Here is a 21,447-nt window from a genome sequence, read left to right as displayed (position 1 = left end):
ACCAACGCTAAGGTCGAATGTTATTGAAACTGACCTTCTGCGTTCCGTCATCTTTATTCAATAGCTCCACCACATCGCCTTGATAGTAATACGGTTCCATTGGCATCTCGCTGTTGGTCGGCCTTGCGTAATGCAATACTGCTGGCTTCGCGTCAACTTGCTGTGCGTATAGATAGCCAATCAGCGCATGTTCAAACTGGTGATAACCGTTGCCCCAATGGAAAGCTTTGGTGCGTTTTGGCTCAAGCCCGACACCGCCGTATTTATGGTCGACCCATACATCATGAAAAGTGGGTAGGGTGTATTGCAGGACGTCTTTCATTGAATCATCGACAAGTGAAACCGTCATTGCTGCTTGATCAAGCTCCGCCCATTCCCATGATGAAGCCCAATTTGTGTTTGGTCTGCTTTGCCAGCCAGTTATCTCTTGTCCTTTCCACGCTTTCTGAAGTTCTTCGCCATAATATTGGGATACACTCACGAAATTTTTCTGATATTGCGCATGAACGAGAGTGTGTTTCATCCCTTTGATGCCAAACTCTTTCCATTCAGAGTTATTCAATGTTTGGCCTGTAAGGTAAGTCATCCAATACGCTTTGATGGTGTGCCCAAAATCGTTGTGATTAGCATTCGGCATCTTGGCGGCTTTGCTGTGAATGGCCCCGTAGAAGCGTTGTTCATCTTCAGAGTGGTAGTGCTCGACCATGGTTTGTGTCAGCCAACTTAGATCATCAAGCCATCTTGTCTTGGTGGGCTCTTTTAGCAGGGGAGCGACTAACAGCATGTAACCGTTAATCTGATCAAGTTGTGCGACCAGTTCACGCTGTGTGGCTTTGCCATCTTCACCATCCGCAAGTACCCAAGCAAGACCGCTGTTGTCGCTAAGTCGATATTTATCAAAGATAAAAGCTTGTTGTGCGATGAGTGCTTCTTCTACCTTTTTGTCTTGAGTCAGGTAGTAGTACATGGCAAGGCCAACTAATGCATACGCTTGATCTTGAGAAGTACGCTGCTGCCAATTCTGGCCTACTTTTCCCTCTTTTGTGTAGCCGATAAAGCCGCCGTTTTGCTTATCTTCTAGCTGATCAATGATGTAGTAGGCTCCTTGCTTGGCAAGCGCTAAAGCCTGCTTATCGCCACTAAGGTGGTAGAGCACGCCATAGGCATAAGTTTGACGTGACTTCATCCGCGTAAACTCTTTGCCAAAGTGTGGCGTGATCCAGCCTTTGTTTAGTTCATGGCACACATCAGAAACATCGAGCAAGGTACCGTCATCACAGCGGAAAGTAGGGAAGTTTCCTACCGGTTCTCCTTGAGCGCTAGGCATTAACCAATAAGGTGCAAGCCCTTCAGTCGCATGGTTGAGCCACTCTTCTCCAGAAGGAAGATGGGCGTTGGCAGATACGGCGAAGCTAGTAATACTGAGTAATGCGATCGTTGCTCGTAACATGATGTTTATCTTAACTATTTGAATTTCTTTGAATATAAACAATCACATCTGCACATTGTGATTAGGCGATCACAATCGACCAAATTAATAAGGTTTAGATAAAAGCTCACAGACTAGTGAGCTTTGGAAGGGTGTCTTGTATTTTATACTGGCTTGCCCGCCTCATCTTCTTCAACCACATCGGTTTCTAAGCTTGCCTCTGCCAGCCATTTTTGTATTGATGGACTGTTAAGCACACGTTGTTGATACTGCGATGCCTTTTCGGAAAGTTGTATTCCATAGGTTTCTACGCGCAATGCGACGGGTGCAAACATCGCATCGGCAATCGACCATTCACCAAATAACCATCCCTCTGGGTATTGTTCCATTTGTGCAGACCATATTGCATCAATACGAGCGATGTCTTTCAGTGCGTCTTCACTCAGTGTGAGCTTTCGTTGTGCGCGGCAGTTCATCGGTATTTCATTTCTGACGGCAAAGAACCCAGAGTGCATCTCGGCGGAAATTGCTCGGGCATGGGCGCGTTCTTTCACTGAGCTAGGCCACGCTGCACCGTCCAAATAGGCATCGTTAACGTATTCGAGAATCGCCAATGAATCCCACACCGCAACATTACCATCAACTAGGGTTGGAACCTTGGCCGTTGGCGTCACTTTCGCCAGAGTGTCGTAAAAATCAGAGGTGAACAGCTTGAGCTTGATGACTTCTGCATTCAGGTTGTAGTTGTCGAATATTAGCCATGCGCGCAGTGACCAAGTTGAGTAGTTCTGGTTTCCAATATAAAGCTGCATCGTTGCTTCCTTGCGTTTGGTGGGCATGCATTTGAGATTAGGGGATTGTATTGTGGCGCACTAACGGATAATTTTGATGCAATACATTAACAAAAACGATGGGTGGTGATTTCAATATGGATATTGATGCTTTGCGAGGCTTTCTCGCGTTTGTAGAAACCAGTAGTTTCACTCGTGCAGCGAAACAGATAAATCGCACCCAATCGGCATTCAGTGCTCAGATGCGTAAGTTGGAAGAAGAACTCAACGTCACTCTTTTCCAGAAAGAAGGACGTAATTTAATACTGACTGAAGCTGGCTTAGCGCTGCGATCTCATGCCGAACAGTTGGTCGCCCTTCACAATACCGCACTTAAGCAAGTAAAGCGTTACGAAGACAAACAACCTCTGCGACTCGGCTGCCCTGAAGACTACAATGACACCATTCTGCCGAAAGTGATTCGCCTGTTGCAGAAAGCAGAACCCACCTGTTCAATCCAAATATTCAGCCTGCCCAGCATTACGCTGAGAGAGTGGTTGGATGACGGCAGGCTTGATGCGGCGATTGTCACCCGAGCGCCCGATAGTGAAGAGGGTTACTGGCTCACTCATGATATCGGAGTATGGATAAGCAGCCCTGATTATGTGTTCGATGAGTCTAAACCAGTCCCACTAGCCTTGTTTCAGACCGATTGTAAGTACCACGCAGCGGCAGTGAATGGCTTAACCAAGCAGGGCACGCCTTATCAGTTATTGGCGTGTAGCAATACCGCTTCAGCGCAGCGTGCAATCGTGAAAGCAGGATTAGCGATTGGTGCGATGGGTAAGCTAAGCGTGACTTCAGATTTGAAAATTCTTGATGATATGCCGCCGTTGCCTTCGGTCGATATTGTGCTGATCCTAGCGAGTAAGCATCACCCGGTATTGGATAAAGAAGTGCTCAATCAACTTGTGGAGCTGGGTTCTGAGTAGCTTAGGTTCATCTTCCTATTGGAGGATTCCCAAGCTTTTCAATTTTCGATAAATGGTATTGCGGCTGATACCGAGTATTCTCGAAGTCTTACTTATGTTGCCTTGGTTGGCTTGATAGGTTTGCAGCAAGGTTTCTTCAACGGTACTTCTTAAATCGTTATTAGCTGTACCTTTGGTGGTATTAGGAGGCGTGAGTTGATGCTGATTATCGTGTGCTAATGACGTGAGATGTTGAGCAAGGTGGCTGGGCACATGCTCGAGTGTGAGTTGGGGTTCATCACTTGCTAATAGAGCAGCAACCTTAAGTAAGTTGTCTAATTCGCGGATATTACCCGGCCAAGAATAGGCGCACAGTAAGCTCATCAAGTGCGGGCAGATTGTCTGTTCGTCTTCGGCGTATTTACGATGAATGTGCTCGATTAAAGCGTGCTTGTCTTGTCGGTGTTGTAGGCTTGGCAAGGTGAAGGCTAAGCCATTGAGTCTGTAATACAGGTCTTGCCTAAACTCACCTGTTGCGACTAACTGCTCGAGGTTTTTGTGAGTTGCAGCGATGATCTGACAATCGACTTGATAGCTTTGATTAGAACCAACTGGCACCACGGATTTGTCTTGCAGAACATGCAGTAGTCGGCACTGAGCTTCTAAAGGCATGTCGGCGATCTCATCTAGAAATAGAATCCCTTTATCTGCTTGACGGATCTTACCTTGGAAGCCCTTGTGGCTTGCTCCCGTAAAGGCGCCCGGCGCGTAACCAAACAGTTCAGATTCTATAAGGTCTTTAGGCAGCGCGCCACAATTTACCGCTACCAAGGGCGAAGACTTACGCTGGCTTTGCTTGTGCAGCGCTTTAACAAACTCGCCTTTGCCAACTCCTGTTTCTCCTAAGATCAACAAACTGATCCCTTTATCGATTACCTTGTTGGCTTGCTGCCAAGCGTGTTCGATTTGTTGCTCGCCATGGTGCAAATCACACGATGCTGAAATGGAGCGCGTGCGTTTGGTGGTTGGTTGTTTGAGGTGTTGTTTCTCAAATACAAAAGGCGTGTCTAATGAGGTTCGGTTGAAGAGGGTATCGATACTCTCACCGACGATCGAGGTTTGATCCAATAGTTGAGAGGCGACCTGATTGTGTGCCACCACCTCCCCAGCTTCATTGGCTATTACAATCCCTTGCCAACCACTGTGTAATAACGATTTCTCACATGCGAGGTCGATGCGAGTGGTGCCTTGTGGGATGTGGCTCAGTAGCTGGTTTTCAACAAGCTGAACCATATTTTGAACCAGTAGCTGCACCGAACTGTCGTGCTGTTGCTGCTCACTGGTAATGTCCAATACGCCAACCATGTTCCCTTGGTGATCAAACACAGGGCTTGCTGAACAGCTGATAAATCGATGCTGGTGGATGAAGTGCTGCTCACCAATGATGGTCACGGGTTTAGCTTCAACAATCGCGGTGCCAATCGCGTTGGTGCCCTTAAGTTGTTCCTGCCAACACGCTCCTGAGCTGAGTGCAATTGATGTCAGCTTCTCCTTAAACCGCTCCTGTCCCCAACTCGCCAGAATCACCCCTTCAATATCGGTCAGAATCAAACGACTGTCGGTACGAGCAAACATCTGATTAAACAAAGGCAGCGCATTGCGTTCGACGATGTGGATCAAGTCAGCCGATTGATGACGTCGCTGCTTAAGAATCGATTGTGGTAGGCGAATGTCTTCAGGAAGTCGTCTCTGTTTTAGACCCGCTTCTGTGCTGCGGTGCCAAGAGGACGAAAGCCAATCTGAGGTGTTTGCTTGTTGAAGGTGCATGACTGTTCCATGTCGTAACAGTGAGGGTGTACCAATTTGGAACAGTTGAACACTGGAGTGGTTTCCATACGTCCGTTCAATGCCAACTCACTTTGGGTTGTAAACGTTTGGTAATCATAGTTTTACAATTTATTAACAACAAGTTTTGAAGTTCTGGCGTGTGATTTGCGTTGTTACTGTTGTGAAGAAAACACGAAGTATCAGTGTTTTAAACAGAAAGCATAAACATGGGCGTCTCGCCATGAGTTCTTTTCTCAAGGGGAGCCGCCACAAAAATAAGACAGCTCTAGCTCAATAACGAATATCAAATCGAAGAAGGATCTAACTATGATTTACGCACAGCCGGGTAGTGACAACGCAGTGGTGAACTTTAAAGCGCAATACGATAACTTTATCGGTGGTGAGTGGGTGAAGCCTGTCAGCGGCGAGTATTTTGATAACACTTCACCAGTGAATGGTCAGGTGTATTGCCAAGTGGCGCGTTCAACAGAGGCGGACATTAGCTTAGCACTTGATGCCGCGCATGCAGCTCGTGCGAGTTGGGCTGCGACCAGTGTGACAGAGCGTTCGAACATCCTACTTAAAATTGCTGATCGCATTGAAGCGCACCTAGAAGAGATCGCAGTTGCTGAAACGTGGGAAAACGGCAAGCCTGTGCGTGAAACTCTGGCGGCAGACATCCCGTTGGTCGTTGATCACTTTCGCTACTTTGCTGGCTGTATTCGAGCGCAAGAAGGCAGTGCAGCCGAGCTAGATTCAAACACCGCGAGCTACCACTTCCCAGAACCCATCGGTGTGGTGGGGCAGATCATTCCTTGGAACTTCCCGATTTTAATGGCGGCTTGGAAATTGGCGCCAGCACTGGCTGCGGGTTGCTGTGTTGTGATGAAGCCAGCGGAGCAAACACCGACATCGATCTTAGTGATGATGGAGAAGATCGCTGATCTTCTACCTGCAGGCGTAGTCAACATCGTCAATGGTTTTGGTAACGAAGCGGGTCAAGCGTTAGCAACCAGCGATCGTTTAGCGAAATTGGCCTTTACCGGTTCGACAGAAGTCGGTCACCACATCTTGAAATGTGCGGCTGAAAGCTTGATTCCATCAACGGTTGAGCTTGGCGGTAAGTCTCCAAATATCTATTTCCCAGACATCTTTAACCATGAAGACGAATACCTTGATAAGTGTGTCGAAGGCATGTTGCTGGCGTTCTTCAACCAAGGTGAAGTGTGTACCTGTCCATCACGTGTGCTGATCCATGAATCGGTGTACGACAAGTTCATCGCCAAGGTGGTCGAGCGTGCTCAAACTATTAAACAAGGTAACCCGCTAGATACTGATACTCAGGTTGGCGCACAAGCTTCAAAAGAGCAGTTCGATAAGATTCTGAGTTACCTTGAAATCGGTCGTCAAGAGGGTGCGAAAGTGCTGACAGGTGGCGAAGTTGCGCAGCAATCTGATGATCTCGGTAATGGTTATTACATCCAGCCAACAATGTTGGAAGGGCACAACAAGATGCGAGTATTCCAAGAGGAGATCTTCGGTCCTGTTATCGCGGTGACGACGTTTAAAGATGAAGCAGAAGCACTCGAGATAGCCAATGATACCGAATATGGCTTGGGTGCAGGCGTGTGGACGCGTGATGCAAACCTCGCGTATCGAATGGGTCGCAACATTGAAGCCGGCCGTATCTGGGTGAACTGCTACCACGCTTACCCAGCTCATGCCGCGTTTGGTGGTTACAAGAAGTCGGGTATCGGCCGTGAGACACATAAGATGATGCTCGATCACTACCAAAATACTAAGAACCTGTTGATCAGCTACGATACTAACCCACTAGGATTTTTCTAAAATAGATAGGTTCTAGAACAGTCTATTAGGAAGTCACTAGCAACGAGATGGCTTAAACAATACAAGTAAAATGAAAAGCAAAACGCCAAGTTCTTATGAGCTTGGCGTTTTTATGTTTGAATCGCTTTAGTTTTTCGAAAAGAAGATCTCTGGCTTATGGTTCGGGCCATAGTTGCCTTCTAGTTGGGTAAGTTCTAATCCTTGTTTGCCTATCAAAGAGCCGACCAATTGGCGGTTGAACGGGTAGCTGTCGGGGTTGTTAATATACTCTTCAACATCAATCCATTTAGCTTCTGCAATTTCATCTGTGTCTTGAATCGCAATCTCTTGAGTTTGAGCGATAAGGTGACAAACAAAGTAGAGGTTAGACTTTCCGAATTGATACGGGTGTCTCGTCGCCATGCCAACCACTGAAACGAACGTGGCTTCGATGCCAGTCTCTTCTAAGGTTTCTCGAACCACGGATTCTTCAATGCCTTCACCCAACTCAATATGACCGCCCGGTAATTTGTAGCCCGTCATGCCGTGTTCTTTAATCATCAGCACTTGGTTGTGTTCGTTAGTGATTAACGCGCCAGCACCCAAGGTGTGGGTCGGAATGAAAGGCACAAACTCTACAATCTCGGATTTGTGGATCAGCGTAATCTCGTCTTCTAAGCAGTTGTGAAACACAAAGCCAAGCTCAGTCGCCACCGGAATAAGGTGCGAGAGTGAAATAGGTAAGCTAATCCAAATGATGCCTTTGTTATTCTGCTTTGAAAATTCGGTGATCTCGCTGAGTTCGGCATTGAATGAGTCAACATCGTGAGGGGCTGTTGCTGGGTCAATGATGATGCCGTTAAATTTGTCGAGCGTAAATTCCACGGGTGATCCTTTATTATTTTGATTTATTGGGCGTCGAGCATGGTCTGAGCTTATCGTATCTAAAGAGCTTATAACACCTTGAGAGCAAGGGCAGCAGTGAATCAAAAGTAGGCAATGCAGTTTATGTCGAACGGGTCGGGATAAGTGGAGGGTGTTGCTAGAAACAAAAACTGCGCTTGGAAGCCAAAGCGCAGTTTTAAAATGAGGTTTATTGCAGTTCGATTTTAACGAATATAGTTCGCGTTAATACTCACGTACCAGTGTTGAAGCTTGCCATCAGATTTCTTGATCCACAAATCGTTGGTGTAGCTATCAATCTTGCCGTTAACCGTAAGGTTGAATGTGTTCTCGTCGAATTCGCCAAGCTTCACGAACTGGTCCGTGGTAATCAGGAATGGGTCCATGTCGTCTACACCAACCACATCTGAAATCACATAGTAGTGGTAAGTCAGCGGCTTGCTCGCATCATTCGGGTTGCTGCGATACGCAACAAGCTTGAATGGTTCCGTTAATGGAACGTCGAGCGTTTGCTTGTCCATGGTCGCTGGAATTGGAATAAACAGCCAAGCGGTAAACAGACCGCTCAATAAAACCATCAGGAAGAAAAGAGTCTTAATTGCTTTCATAGCAACCTTCAAAATATGGGGGATGTTAATGGGGCTATGGTAACTAGGGAGAGTAAAGATGCAAGCTCTGTTATTACCCTATCTTATCTCAGCTTAATCTAGCGCAAAGAAAGCGGTTCGGTTAACTCGAAATGTAAACACGAGTGCTTAACTCTTGATTATGGCTTAAGAGAATTCGTTATTTGAACCAATCTTGGTTTTTAACCAGTCTCTCGAAACAAGGCGAAGAACTGTCGCGAAATGACCTATATAGATAAAATTCAGTACGATAAGAATAGCGCATGAATATTTTTTGAGCGTTTTCTTATGCATTTAAATCCACGGTTAAGTGGCGAATACCATTCTTATGTCGATCACTCATTTCGTATCGATTGTTCACTTGGCTCCAATCCATTTGGCGCACCAGAAATTCCTGAACATGTGATCAAAGATATTATCTACGGTATTGATAAGTACTATTGCCACAGGGAGCTTTCGGAGCTGACTTATCTGACTCGCCAGTTTATTGGGATTGAAGATTGTCGTATTACGTACACCACGGGCTCTCTTGGGGCGCTAGAACTTATCTTCAATAAACTTATCGATCACAACAATCGCACCATGATAGGCATTGGCCCTCAGTTTGTTGAAGCAGTATCAGAGTTCACTTTGGTGGGCGGGAAGTACCAGTCCATCAACATGTTTGATTATCAAAACGAGTCGGATCTGTTCGGTGTGTTGGCATCAAAAATAAGCAGTCAAAATCCTGCCTTGGTGTATATCGATAATCCCAACAACCCAACGGGTCGAATCTACGACAGAGCTTATCTGGTCGAGATAGCGAGAGTATGTGAGCGTTCTGGCGCTATTTTGATTGTCGACGAGGCATATGGTGAATACCTGACCCCTGAGCAGTCTATGCTCGATCAGACCTTAGTCTTGGACAACTTAATAGTTTTACGAACCTTTTCTAAAGGTTTAGGGCTCGCTGGGATTCGACTCGGTTACTTAGCCAGCAGTGAAAACCTGACTTCTGCAATCGAAGCTGCGGTGAGTGTGTTTACGCCGACTTACCCCTCAATAAAAATCGCATCGGCGACCTTACCCAATGCAAAACACTTCTTAGAAATGAACCGCAGCAAAACTGAATACTTTAAGCAGCAAATGATCGGCTTGTTGTCTGAGAACAATATTGAGGTGGTTGGCACGTCAATATCGACGCCCATTATGTTGTTGAAAAAGAGAGGAACTCACCTTTCAAAGCTATTTGAGAGTATCGGTATTAAGACATGTTCGGGTGTCAATTTTGCTATTACGTGCGACGCGATGACTGAAGAGTATGTTCGATTACGAATTGTTGGCAATGATATAGATTTAGAAGCGTTAAAGCAGCGTATTAAGCAGTTATAAAAGCAACCGTTATAAAATCAGTAGGCATAAAAAAGCCCGCACCTTGCGTTTACAAAGTGCGGGCTAAATTCATCTGGCTACTTGTTTAAGTAAGCAGCGTGGAACTCAATGTGTTCATCAATAAAGCTAGAGATGAAGTAGTAGCTGTGGTCGTAACCAGGCTGCATACGTAGATCTAAATCGGCATTGGTTACCTTAGCGGCTTCGACTAATTGCTCAGGTTTAAGCTGTTCAATCAGGAAGTTATCGGCTTCACCTTGGTCGACCAACATTGGCAGTTTAGTGCCTTTGGTTTTTAGAAGCTCAGAGGCATCGTAGTGTTTCCACTCTTCAATATCCAAGCCTAGGTATTGGTTGAAGGCTTTTTGTCCCCAAGGGCATTGCATTGGGTTGGTGATTGGGCTGAATGCAGAGATAGAACGGTAGCTATCTTCGTTTTTAATGCCAATCGTTAGGGCACCATGTCCGCCCATGCTGTGACCAGAAATCGATTTTACGGATGTAACAGGGAAGAACGACTCAATTAATGCAGGGAGCTCTGTTACCACGTAATCGTACATGTGGTAATGGCTGTCCCATGGCGCTTGAGTGGCATTCACATAGAAGCCTGCACCTTGGCCGAGATCGTAATTTTCATCGTCGGCAACACCTTCGCCACGTGGGCTAGTGTCTGGTGCAACAATCGCGATGCCTTGCTCAGCCGCGGCTTTGAAAGCGCCGGCTTTTTGCATGAAGTTTTCATCGGTACAGGTTAAGCCTGACAACCAATACAAAACAGGAACTGGGTTTTCTTTGCTTGCGTTAGGTGGCAAGAAAATCGCAAAACGCATGTTGCAGTCAAGCGTTGCAGAAAAGTGGGTGTATTGTTTGTGCCAACCACCAGCAACCTTTGCTTGGCTAATGTTTTCGATTGTCATCTATTGTGCTCCGTTAGGTTGATGGTTTGGGAGTAAATTTGTCTATATTACATAAAGTTTCACCACCCACCGGGCAGGAGGTGGTGAAGACAGTTTGTTGCTATTCATTTGTAGCTGTGGCCTCGATGCTCGAAAGAATCGAGGCCAAGATGTGTTACTTATCCATGTGTAGAACAGTACGGATAGATTCACCTTTGTGCATTAGGTCGAATGCTTCGTTTACGTCTTGCAGACCCATTGTATGAGTGATGAACTCTTGAAGGCCAAACTCACCCGCCATGTAACGGTTTACGATTTCTGGAAGCTCAGAGCGGCCTTTAACACCACCGAAAGCAGAGCCACGCCATACACGACCAGTCACTAGTTGGAATGGACGAGTTGAGATCTCTTGACCTGCGCCTGCAACACCAATGATGACTGATTCGCCCCAACCTTTGTGACAGCACTCAAGCGCTTGACGCATCACGTTTACGTTACCGATACACTCGAAAGAGTACTCAACACCACCGTCTGTCATCTCAACGATAACATCTTGGATTGGCTTGTCGAACTTAGTTGGGTTGATGCAGTCAGTCGCGCCAAGCTGTTTTGCTAGCTCGAATTTGCTCTCGTTGATATCTACACCGATGATGCGGTTAGCACCAGCCATGCGAGCACCAATGATTGCAGAAAGACCGATACCGCCTAGGCCGAATACAGCAACGTTGTCGCCTTTTTCAACTTTAGCTGTGTTAAGTACCGCGCCCATACCTGTTGTTACACCACAACCTAGAAGACAAACTTCTTCAAGTGGTGCTTCTTTGCTTACTTTCGCTAGAGAGATTTCTGGAAGTACAGTGTACTCAGAGAAAGTAGAGCAACCCATGTAATGGAAAATTGTTTCGCCATTGATAGAGAAGCGGCTTGTACCGTCTGGCATTAGGCCTTTACCTTGCGTTTCACGAACGGCTTGGCATAGGTTAGTTTTACCCGATTTACAGAACTTACATTCGCCACATTCAGCTGTGTAAAGTGGAATCACGTGGTCGCCAATCTCAACACTTGTAACGCCTTCGCCGATCATCTCAACGATACCGCCACCTTCGTGACCAAGAATTGAAGGGAAGATACCTTCTGGATCGTCACCTGATAATGTGAATGCGTCAGTGTGACAAACACCAGTAGCAACGATGCGAACTAGAACCTCACCAGCTTTAGGAAGTTGTACATCAACTTCTTCCATTTTTAGTGGCTCGCCAGCTGCCCATGCAACCATTGCTTTTGATTTGATATGCGTTTGACCAGGTTTAATTTCGATTGTCATTGGATGTTTCCTATATATGTCAGTACAGCGGATAACCGTGCAATTAAATTCAACCCGTTAAGCGTAGTTGAGCTTAATTGTTTCCGCTCTCTCGTTTTGTTGGAGCTAGTATAGGTGTGAGTGCATGTTTTGATAATCCCCTTAAATAGAAAATGATTATTACGTATTTGTAATAATAGAGCATTTAGGTTCCTCGTGTTAACCGAAAGTCACACTTAAGAATTTTTAAGGTACGTCATAATAATTGCTTACTGAAAATCACATGAATTGGAAATAAAACTACAATATTCTGAGCGCCGTATTTAATGTTGTGGACTCATACATGCTTTTATCTCTTCCGCCTCCAGTGATGCTGTCACTTGCCATCGTGCTTGAAGTTGTCGCGACTTCTTTATTGCCTAAAACGCAGCAATTTACTTCCCTTCCTGCGACCGCCGCAGTACTCGTCGGTTATGGCTTTGCTTTTTATCTGTTGTCTCTCACGGTTCAAACCATGTCTTTGGGTGTGGCGTATGCGATTTGGTGTGGCGCAGGGATAGTGTTGGTCGCGGCGTTGTCTTGGTTGGTCTACGGGCAAAAGCTAGACATCTACGCGATCATTGGCATCGCTTTGATTCTGTCTGGTGTGGTGGTCATTAACCTGTTTTCAACGTCGGTGAGTCACTAAGAGTCTATTTCCTACTTCTGAAGGAACAAACTAATTGGAATCTAGAGTAGTTAGCCTTCAACTTAAGGTATTGAATATAATATAGTAATTCCAATAAATGCATTTTGTGCATGTATTTTATGAAAACAGCTCACTTTACTCATAGATTGGTCGGTTTAGTATAGCTAGCAGAAACCAATGATTATAAATAATCATAGATATTATATGTTTATCAATAACTTAGGGGTCATTATGACTATTCCGACAACCGATATGATGGAAGCTTGGACGGGATTTCAAGCTGGCGACTGGCAAACATCCGTTAATGCACGTGATTTTATTCAGCGAAACTACACCCCTTATGAAGGCGATGAGTCTTTTCTTGCGGACGTGTCGGAGTCGACGACACAGCTATGGGAGTCGGTGCTAGAAGGTATTAAAGAAGAAAGCCGCACTCATGCCCCTGTCGATTTTGATACTGATATCGTTTCCACTATCACCTCACACGATGCCGGTTACATTGTAAAAAACCTCGAAAAAATCGTGGGTCTACAAACCGATAAACCACTGAAACGCGGCATCATCGCCAATGGTGGTATTCGAATGGTGAAAACGTCGTGCGAAGTGTACGGTCGTGAATTAGAGCCACAAATCGAAAAGATCTTCACTGAGTACCGCAAAACGCATAACCAAGTAGCGTTCGATCTTTATACTGACGAAATTAAAGCATGTCGCCGTTCTGGTATTATTACTGGTCTGCCAGATGCTTATGGTCGTGGACGCATTATTGGCGACTACCGTCGTCTTGCTTTGTACGGTATCGACTTCCTAAAATCAGACAAAAATGAGCAGTTCAAATCAACTCAGAAGATGCTTGAAACGGGTGGTGATTTAGATAAGACATTGCGTTTACGTGAAGAGCTTACTGATCAAATTCGTGCCCTTGATGAAATGCGAGAAATGGGTTTGAAGTACGGCATTGATATGTCTTCTCCTGCTCGTACTGCGCAAGAGGCAATCCAGTTTACCTATTTTGGCTACTTAGCTGCGGTTAAGTCTCAAAATGGTGCTGCGATGTCGCTAGGCCGCACATCAACCTTCCTAGATGTTTACATCGAACGTGACCTTAAACTTGGTCTGATTGATGAAAAACAAGCGCAAGAGTTGATTGACCATTTCATCATGAAGCTTCGTATGGTTCGTTTCCTTCGCACTCCTGAATACGATTCATTGTTCTCTGGCGACCCAATTTGGGCAACAGAAGCAATGGCTGGTATGGGCGTTGATGGTCGTACTCTTGTTAGCAAAACGACTTTCCGCTACTTGCACACATTGCACACGATGGGCCCAGCGCCAGAGCCGAACATGACCGTCCTATGGTCTGAACAACTGCCTATCGCGTTTAAACAATACGCGGCTAAAGTGTCTATCGAAACCTCATCACTTCAGTATGAGAACGATGATCTAATGCGTGCGGATTTTGATAATGACGATTACGCGATTGCGTGTTGTGTGAGCCCACAGGTGGTTGGCCAACATATGCAGTTCTTTGGTGCTCGTGCAAACCTTGCTAAAGCGTTGCTTTACACCATTAACGGTGGTGTTGATGAAAAATCTAACATGCAGGTTGGTCCTCAAGTTGCTCGTATCGAAGATGAAGTTCTCGATTTTGACCGCTTAATGCCTCGCTTTGATGGCATGATGGATTGGCTTGCAACGCAATACGTCACTGCGCTGAACGTGATCCATTACTCGCATGACCGTTACAGCTATGAAGCATCGTTAATGGCATTAATGGATCGCGATGTTCATCGCACAATGGCTTGTGGTATTGCAGGGCTGTCGGTTGTTGCTGACTCGTTAGCGGCTATCAAATACGCGAAGGTAACACCAGTACGTAACGAAGATGGCATCGCTGTCGACTTTGATATTGAAGGCGAATATCCAAAATTCGGCAACAACGATTCACGTGTCGATGATATTGCTTGTGATTTGGTTGAACGTTTTATGAAAAAAATTCAGAAAATGAACACCTACCGTGAAGCGGTTCCAACTCAATCTATCCTTACGATTACTTCAAACGTTGTATATGGTAAAAAAACCGGTAACACACCAGATGGTCGCCGCGCAGGTATGCCATTTGGCCCGGGCGCAAACCCAATGCACGGTCGTGACGAGAAAGGTGCGGTTGCTTCACTTTCTTCAGTTGCCAAACTGCCGTTTGAATTCGCTAAAGATGGTATTTCTTACACCTTCTCAATCGTACCAAATGCACTAGGTAAAGATGACCTAAGCCAAAAAGTGAACCTAGCAGCACTAATGGATGGTTACTTCCACCATGAGGAAAATGGAGGATCGATTCGTGTTGAGGGTGGGCAACATCTTAACGTTAACGTGCTTAACCGTGACATGTTGTTGGATGCCGTCGAACATCCAGAAAAATACCCACAGTTAACCATCCGAGTGTCGGGTTACGCTGTGCGATTCAACTCGTTAACACGTGAGCAGCAACAAGATGTAATTAGCCGTACGTTTACTGCTAAGATTTAACCGTAAACTTCAAGTTATACGGTTCTAAAAAAGCGCGAGAATGACATCCGTCTCTCGCGCTTTTTTGTGCGTCGAGTATGGCGGTAATCATGTTGTTGGACGTCGCGTTGTCTTGGCTGGTATATGGGCAAAACCGATATTTACGCGGTGATTGGAATTACTTTGATGCTTTTTTTTGGGGGATTCGCTTGTTTTTTATGTCAGAGATCACTAGGAGCTCTAACTTATCTTTGCCCCAAAGTGAGCCAGAGAGGGGGTGAACTCTGTTTCAAACTCAGGAACTTGCCTTACTTTTCCTCATGCCTAGAGTTCTAACTTTGTCCCCAAATTTCTAACCCACTAGACCACTAGAGACTGATCTTCAATCACAGCTACGCACGAATACGTTGTTTAAGTGTTTCTAAGCTATTGAATAGTCGATAACTAAATGGAAGTTCTTCAGTGATAACGTGCCTTGAATAGGAAGCTATGTGTGTTTGCACGGTTTGCACCTGAAAATCGGATTTATACTGAATTATGTGCTTATTTTTCAGTTGGTTAAGCAATGAATTTCGGATATGCTGAAAGTGTGAATTCGTGCCTGCACGATATTAAAATGTTAGCCCCCCTATTTAACATATAAGGAATAAAAATGAGTACAGATGTAATAACAGCAAAAGGGACTGCATTACTAAGTGCAGATACTACTAAATTTGAAGAATACCTTGGGCACCTCGGTCTGCCTACAGAAAATATAATTGCAGAGTTGTCTGAACGACAGGTTATAGAACAAAACCTCCCGAACTTTATTGCATCGCTATCTCCTGAAGTACGTAGAGATGCAAGGTATTTATCAAAGTTTGTTGCAGGAGCTGCGATTGGATTATTTGATGCATCCTTAAATTATGTATGGAATGAAGTTGTAATTAACTTACGTCATAAAGCTATTGTATATGGATTAGATATGTTTTTTGATGCTGCTGTTGGTGGTAACCGTCGGGAATTTTATTCAACAGAAGATGATCTATCAGGGATCAAAGATAATACATTAATTAATACTTGCAGAAAATTGGAACTAATTTCAGACATTGTTTACACGAAACTTCATCATATATTGACAATGCGGAACGATATTGGAGCCTCACATCCAAATAGCTATTCAATTAATGGTTATGAATTGTTAGGTTGGTTACAAACTTGTGTTAAGGATATACTCAATGACAAGCCATCAGAATCAGCTATTCAAATAAAATCATTTATTGATAATTTAAAGGTATCTCAAACAGTTCTTGATGAAGCAACAATTAAAAGTATGGAAAAGCCATTGACTGAGCTTTCCTTACAAAATACTGATAATTTACTTAATAGTATTTTTGGTATTTATACAACAGAAAAAACGGGCAATATCGTAAGAAAAAATATTGCGTTATTTGCTTTACATATCTGGAATAGAAGCTCAGAAAATGTTAGGTACAAATTAGGCGTAATGCTAGATGGTTATAAAAACAACTTACATGAAGAAAAACACAAATTAGGTTGTGAGTTCTTTACTTTTTGTAACGGAAATAGATATCAATCATTAGAGTCTAGAATAATAGCACTTGATTCTCATGCTGATGATCTTTTAGAGGCTAGGTATAGCTGGGATAACTTTTATAATGAACCTCCGCATATAAGAAAAATATTATCATTTTTAGAAACTGAAAATGATATACCTAGTGAAAGGATTAATAAGTTTCTTAAAATAATCCTAATCTGTCGTATTGGTAAGGGGATTCAGTATAACACTGGTGTATCACCAAGTGGACGTCCATTGTACGATAAGTTTTTTTCATTACTTGGTGATGACAATATAATATTAGCAATAATTGCCATGCACTCTAATGATGTGAGAGTTCATCTTGATAATAAATATTGCCAAGACCATATGGAAGCGGTACTTAATATTTTTAAAGAAAATGCTAGAAGTCCAAGGATCCAAGAAATTCTTGATTACTTAATAACGAATAAGAAAATTTTAAATAAAATTCATAACGATAAGGGTTATAAGGACGTAACTAAAAATCATATCACGTGGGGCTAACAATCGCATCAACACGATTTACTACACTCGGCATCTCTGGTTGTCGGGTGTTTCTCGTTTTAAGGCGTCAATTTTAAGTATAATTGCATAGTAGTAAACGTGTTATGCAGGCGTTATACAAACGGAGGCAGCAACAAAATATGAGTAAGCAAGAACATCCTAGAAAAGCGGTAGAAAACTTTAAAGCGATCATGCAATTACTCAGTCCGTCACGGTTGAAGCTTATAGCTTTCTCGGTTTCGTTCGTTGTGCTTGTTGGCTATTCAGTCAATTCAGAACAATTTACCTTGTTAAAATCAATTTTGCTTGTTTACTCATACATCCTTGGTCTTTCTGTTTACTCATTGAATAGACTATCCCAAGTTAAGAATGACATCGAGTATTTGTCTCAGGAGTACTTCGGTGATTTTCCTGTACGACAACCAAATGGTTTTGCTTGGGAAACTCCAGACGGACAGCGCCTAGAAAGCGAACGTTTGAACAAGCACTATAGCTATCGTATAGCGTTAATGTTTATTGGGTTTGTTCTCTTGGTTTTTGGTCTGTGCTTGCTAACAGTGTTTGTATAACAAACGTTTAAGGTTTCAAGATACTTTTTCTAATCTGATTGAAACCGTTTAGATCAAAGAATCTAAATGGTTTCTGTCCAGAGCCTTCATAAGCTGAATTTTTACCCGTGGTACTTCCTAGTTCGAAAGTCCCTCTTTCCAACTTAGAACCGATCTCAATATGAGTTGTCGGGAGATTTTCATTTACCCTCCCGACATCAAACGGATACATAGCTGATCTTCCTAGCGACTTACAACGTAAGAGGTTAGCTAAAAGGGAGAAAACAATATGTCCACCGTCTATGTCAGCATCGGAAGCAACATTAACCGCGAACATCACATCACAGAATCTCTCAAAGCGTTGAATAGTCACTTTGCACCTCTGAACATTTCTAATTTCTACGATTGTGAGCCTGTTGGTTTTGAAGGGGACAACTTCCTAAACCTAGTCGCAGGGTTTGAATGTGACCTTTCTATCGCTGAACTGGCTAAGGTTCTGCATCAAATCGAATTAGAAAATGACCGCAAGCGAGAAACTAAAGAATATGCCTCGCGCACGATGGATATCGATATCCTTCTTTACGGTAACGAAGTAGGCATTATTGATGGAGTAGAGCTGCCTCGAGGTGAAATCACCGAGTACGCTTTTGTGCTTCGACCGTTAGTTGATGTTGCCGCGCAAGAACTTCATCCCACTCTAGATATCTCTTTTCAGCATCTCTGGAACAACTTCGATCAGCTGAGTCAGAAAACCGAACTTATACCGTTCGAGGTCAGCTTCACTTAGTCCCTGTAACTGCTTTAAACAGAACGCTTGAGCTTTATTGATCTTTTCCTCTAATAGGCACGTAACTCACTCTACCTTCTAAGGATCGGAAACTGTTATGAATCACAATGCGATTATCACCATCACAAATCTCAGATTAAGAACCTTCATCGGCTTCAACGAAGAAGAAAAAACCAAGCAGCAAGACATCGTCATAAATGCGGAGATCCATTATCCCGCGAACAACCTTTGCCTCTCTGATGATGTGGAGAACGCACTTAACTACAAAAATATCTGCAAAAAAATTATTGAACATGTTGAATCTGGACGGTTTCTGCTTTTAGAAAAGTTAACCAGCGACGTACTCGGTATTTGTATCGACCATTCATGGGTCCGATACGCTCAGGTGAGAATTGACAAGCCTCATGCTCTACGTTTCGCCGATTCCGTCTCGCTCACCCTGAGCTATGAAGCAGAACTTGAAGATTAACTCATAAGGAGCGACTCAATGCTAACCACAGAAGCTGAAAAAGTAAGAGAAGCTTTGCTCGAAAAGGGGCTTGAAACCCCGATGACATCGAGCGAAATGAACCCCGACCAGAAGTACAACCGCATCAAAGGGCTTTTGACGGAAGTTGTCAGTACGCTCGGGCTGGATTTAACCGATGACAGTCTCGCTGAAACACCTCATCGCATTGCAAAGATGTACGTTCACGAGATATTTTCAGGGCTCGACTACAATAACTTCCCCAAAATTAGTGTTATCGACAACAAAATGTCAGTTGATGAAATGGTTAAGGTATCGGATATAGATTTAACTTCGACGTGCGAACATCACTTCATCACCATCGATGGTTTAGCACAAGTGGCTTATATCCCAGAATCCAAGATTCTTGGGCTATCTAAAATAAACCGTATTGTTCGATTCTTTGCTCAGCGTCCGCAGGTTCAAGAACGCCTTACACAGCAAATCCTGGTCGCGATACAGACTCTAGTCGAAACAGAAAATGTGGCTGTGACGATTAAAGCAACTCACTACTGCGTTAAATCGAGAGGCGTTATGGACGCTAACTCTGAAACCACCACAACCGCGCTTGGTGGCAGTTTCAAAACTAACCCTCAAACTAGAGCTGAGTTTTTACGATGAGTGAAACGATTCTAATAACTGGAGTGGGGAAGCGTTTAGGATTCGCTCTGGCGCAGCAACTTATATCTGACGGATACAAAGTCGTTGGCACTTACCGAAGCGACTATCCCCAGCTGAAAATACTGCGCGACAGTGGAGCCGACTTGCAACAGGTAGACTTTTATCAACAAAGCAGCCTAGAGGGCTTTCTTCATTACGTTGGTCAAGAATATAAGACACTTCGTGCCATCATACATAACGCTTCCGACTGGAAGCCTGAGAACAAGACAAACCCCAGTGAAAATGCATCACAAATCATGCACCAGATGATGACGATTCACGCCACCGTGCCTTATCTGGTTAATTTAATGCTCAAAGACCAACTAATGTCTGGCGATAAAACGTCGGACATCATCCACATCAGTGATTACGTTGCGGAAAAAGGCAGTAAAAAACACATCGCTTACGCGGCCAGTAAAGCCGCACTCAACAACTTGACGCTGTCGTTCTCAGCGATGCTGGCTCCCAAGGTGAAAGTCAATACTCTCTCTCCTGCCATGATAAAATTCAATGAACATGATGACGAGGCGTACAAAACCAAAGCTCTGAAAAAAGCACTGATTCCCTCAGAGGCAGGCTTTGAAGAAGTGATAGATGGCATTAAGTTTGTTTTGGCTAGTCACTATATGACAGGAAGGACTTTGCACCTTGATGGCGGCAGGCACTTGAAGTGAAGTTCATGCGTTGTGATCTTGAGGCAGGATAGTCAACTAATCTATTCGTCTTTCATATCGTCTAACTACATTTTTTTAAGTTGTCCCTCGACACTTTTTGGGTTTTAGACATTAGAACGTGTTTGCATGGGCGACTCACCAAACAACTGCTTGTAGCTTTGGCAAAAATATCCCAGATGAAAAAAACCAAAGTCAAAGGCGATTTCATTGATGCACCGTTGTTCGCTCGGATTTTGCAGAATGCGCCATACCTGGTTGAGACGTACATTTTGTATAAATTGTTTTGGTGATATGCCACAACAGGACTCAAAGGTGTATTGCAGCGTACGGCGACTGACATAAACCGCATCGCACAGTTCAGACACGGTGACGGGTTTACGGTACTGCGAGTTATCTAGGTACTGCCTAATTCGACGCATGGTGTTCTCACGCTGTGAGGCATTGGTTTTTTGCATATTTTGATTAGACGATTGAGCGAACAATTCGACCAACATATCTTGAACAATGGATTGATGAGTTTGAAAAGACCAGCGAGATTGACTCGGGGAGAGTAGTAAGCTTAAGTAAGCTTTTATTTGTTGGGTGTAGTGTTGAGAGCAACCAAGAAAGTGGCTCTTGCTGTTTAATGATTCAATCTCTAGCTGTTGCTGAATCATTTCAACCAGTGAAGGGCTTATGACTAACCCATAAATAGAAAAGGTTTCTGGCGTAAGTAGCTCAAAATCCGCCCCAGCCTCACGGATCAAAATACTATCAGGATTACCTTGTGCGTAATTGATGTGTAAAGGTCTATCGTTAGCACTGATCCCTAACCAAATCCCTTCATTAATACGACATTGCTGCTTGAGTTTTCGGTTGCTGTCTTCTCGAAATAGGTGCACGTGAGAAAATTTTCGTTCACGGATCTGACCTAGAAAACTTCCTTGACTCAGTTGGTCATATTCTTGCTGCCAGTTAAAGAGGCTGGCTGCCTGCTGATTTGCATCAAATGTGTTGAATGTGCACAAATTAGGTGCATAACGCATCAATTCTTCATCCTTTCTCATCATTCCATGACCTACCCATGTGACC

19 protein-coding genes are annotated in these 21,447 nt (G+C 44.1%); 11 read left to right on the top strand and 8 right to left on the bottom strand.

The genetic code is table 11. The features are described from left to right. Positions 1-7: 7 nt before the first annotated feature. Complete coding sequence (locus AB4154_RS13055) at positions 8-1,450, bottom strand: N-acylglucosamine 2-epimerase (protein WP_136982339.1); 1,443 nt, start codon at positions 1,448-1,450, stop codon at positions 8-10. 143 nt (positions 1,451-1,593) lie between these two features. Next, positions 1,594-2,241 (bottom strand): glutathione S-transferase family protein, encoded by a 648-nt coding sequence (locus AB4154_RS13050; RefSeq protein WP_372123263.1) that lies wholly within the window; start codon positions 2,239-2,241, stop codon positions 1,594-1,596. Positions 2,242-2,339: 98 nt separating this feature from the next. Between AB4154_RS13050 and AB4154_RS13045 the strand changes: the two genes are divergently transcribed. Further along, positions 2,340-3,191, top strand: a complete 852-nt coding sequence (locus tag AB4154_RS13045) for a LysR family transcriptional regulator (RefSeq protein ID WP_102398054.1) — start codon at positions 2,340-2,342, stop codon at positions 3,189-3,191. A 15-nt stretch (positions 3,192-3,206) separates the two neighbouring features. Here the strand turns inward: AB4154_RS13045 and AB4154_RS13040 are convergent, their stop codons facing one another. Then, entirely contained in the window at positions 3,207-4,997 is a 1,791-nt protein-coding gene (locus AB4154_RS13040) for a sigma-54-dependent Fis family transcriptional regulator (protein ID WP_017067474.1), read from the bottom strand. A 327-nt stretch (positions 4,998-5,324) separates the two neighbouring features. Between AB4154_RS13040 and AB4154_RS13035 the strand changes: the two genes are divergently transcribed. After that, positions 5,325-6,845: an aldehyde dehydrogenase family protein gene (locus AB4154_RS13035; protein ID WP_372123261.1), complete on the top strand. Its 1,521-nt coding sequence runs from the start codon at positions 5,325-5,327 to the stop codon at positions 6,843-6,845. Positions 6,846-6,971: 126 nt separating this feature from the next. Here the strand turns inward: AB4154_RS13035 and AB4154_RS13030 are convergent, their stop codons facing one another. Then, positions 6,972-7,709 (bottom strand): NUDIX domain-containing protein, encoded by a 738-nt coding sequence (locus tag AB4154_RS13030; protein WP_372109098.1) that lies wholly within the window; start codon positions 7,707-7,709, stop codon positions 6,972-6,974. 224 nt (positions 7,710-7,933) lie between these two features. After that, the gene (locus tag AB4154_RS13025) at positions 7,934-8,335 is read right to left on the bottom strand and encodes a hypothetical protein (protein WP_017061631.1); all 402 of its coding nucleotides are present in this window, start codon (positions 8,333-8,335) and stop codon (positions 7,934-7,936) included. 306 nt (positions 8,336-8,641) lie between these two features. Between AB4154_RS13025 and AB4154_RS13020 the strand changes: the two genes are divergently transcribed. Continuing rightward, positions 8,642-9,724 (top strand): pyridoxal phosphate-dependent aminotransferase, encoded by a 1,083-nt coding sequence (locus AB4154_RS13020; protein WP_017064963.1) that lies wholly within the window; start codon positions 8,642-8,644, stop codon positions 9,722-9,724. Between the two features lie 77 nt (positions 9,725-9,801). Here the strand turns inward: AB4154_RS13020 and fghA are convergent, their stop codons facing one another. After that, positions 9,802-10,641 carry an S-formylglutathione hydrolase gene (gene fghA / locus AB4154_RS13015; RefSeq protein ID WP_017061633.1) on the bottom strand — a complete coding sequence of 280 codons (840 nt, stop codon included), beginning with the start codon at positions 10,639-10,641 and terminating at the stop codon, positions 9,802-9,804. A 154-nt stretch (positions 10,642-10,795) separates the two neighbouring features. Then, positions 10,796-11,944 (bottom strand): S-(hydroxymethyl)glutathione dehydrogenase/class III alcohol dehydrogenase, encoded by a 1,149-nt coding sequence (locus AB4154_RS13010; RefSeq protein WP_004732902.1) that lies wholly within the window; start codon positions 11,942-11,944, stop codon positions 10,796-10,798. 322 nt (positions 11,945-12,266) lie between these two features. On the opposite strand from AB4154_RS13010, the gene AB4154_RS13005 reads away from it, so the two are divergent. The 8 genes from AB4154_RS13005 to folM all read left to right on the top strand — a co-directional run bounded on the left by AB4154_RS13005 (position 12,267) and on the right by folM (position 20,376). Then, positions 12,267-12,611, top strand: a complete 345-nt coding sequence (locus AB4154_RS13005; RefSeq protein WP_017061635.1) for a multidrug efflux SMR transporter — start codon at positions 12,267-12,269, stop codon at positions 12,609-12,611. A gap of 231 nt (positions 12,612-12,842) precedes the next feature. Next, complete coding sequence (gene pflB / locus AB4154_RS13000; RefSeq protein WP_372123258.1) at positions 12,843-15,140, top strand: formate C-acetyltransferase; 2,298 nt, start codon at positions 12,843-12,845, stop codon at positions 15,138-15,140. Between the two features lie 631 nt (positions 15,141-15,771). After that, positions 15,772-17,202 carry a hypothetical protein gene (locus AB4154_RS12995; RefSeq protein ID WP_372123256.1) on the top strand — a complete coding sequence of 477 codons (1,431 nt, stop codon included), beginning with the start codon at positions 15,772-15,774 and terminating at the stop codon, positions 17,200-17,202. A gap of 140 nt (positions 17,203-17,342) precedes the next feature. Further along, entirely contained in the window at positions 17,343-17,771 is a 429-nt protein-coding gene (locus AB4154_RS12990; RefSeq protein ID WP_274675750.1) for a hypothetical protein, read from the top strand. Between the two features lie 268 nt (positions 17,772-18,039). Then, the gene (gene folK, locus AB4154_RS12985) at positions 18,040-18,537 is read left to right on the top strand and encodes a 2-amino-4-hydroxy-6-hydroxymethyldihydropteridine diphosphokinase (protein WP_102320872.1); all 498 of its coding nucleotides are present in this window, start codon (positions 18,040-18,042) and stop codon (positions 18,535-18,537) included. 97 nt (positions 18,538-18,634) lie between these two features. Further along, positions 18,635-19,006, top strand: a complete 372-nt coding sequence (gene folX, locus AB4154_RS12980) for a dihydroneopterin triphosphate 2'-epimerase (protein WP_017067658.1) — start codon at positions 18,635-18,637, stop codon at positions 19,004-19,006. Between the two features lie 18 nt (positions 19,007-19,024). Continuing rightward, complete coding sequence (gene folE / locus AB4154_RS12975) at positions 19,025-19,663, top strand: GTP cyclohydrolase I FolE (RefSeq protein ID WP_102398130.1); 639 nt, start codon at positions 19,025-19,027, stop codon at positions 19,661-19,663. Beyond that, complete coding sequence (folM, locus tag AB4154_RS12970) at positions 19,660-20,376, top strand: dihydromonapterin reductase (RefSeq protein WP_136999154.1); 717 nt, start codon at positions 19,660-19,662, stop codon at positions 20,374-20,376. The genes folE and folM overlap by 4 nt, the downstream gene beginning before the upstream one ends. A gap of 104 nt (positions 20,377-20,480) precedes the next feature. Here the strand turns inward: folM and AB4154_RS12965 are convergent, their stop codons facing one another. After that, entirely contained in the window at positions 20,481-21,401 is a 921-nt protein-coding gene (locus AB4154_RS12965; protein WP_372123290.1) for a helix-turn-helix domain-containing protein, read from the bottom strand. Positions 21,402-21,447 lie beyond the last annotated feature (46 nt).

Origin of the sequence: Vibrio sp. 10N.286.51.B11, from assembly GCF_041469245.1 — a bacterium.
In the GTDB taxonomy this organism is placed as follows: Bacteria; Pseudomonadota; Gammaproteobacteria; order Enterobacterales; family Vibrionaceae; genus Vibrio; species Vibrio crassostreae_C.
This window is presented reverse-complemented; position numbering and strand designations above follow the sequence as displayed.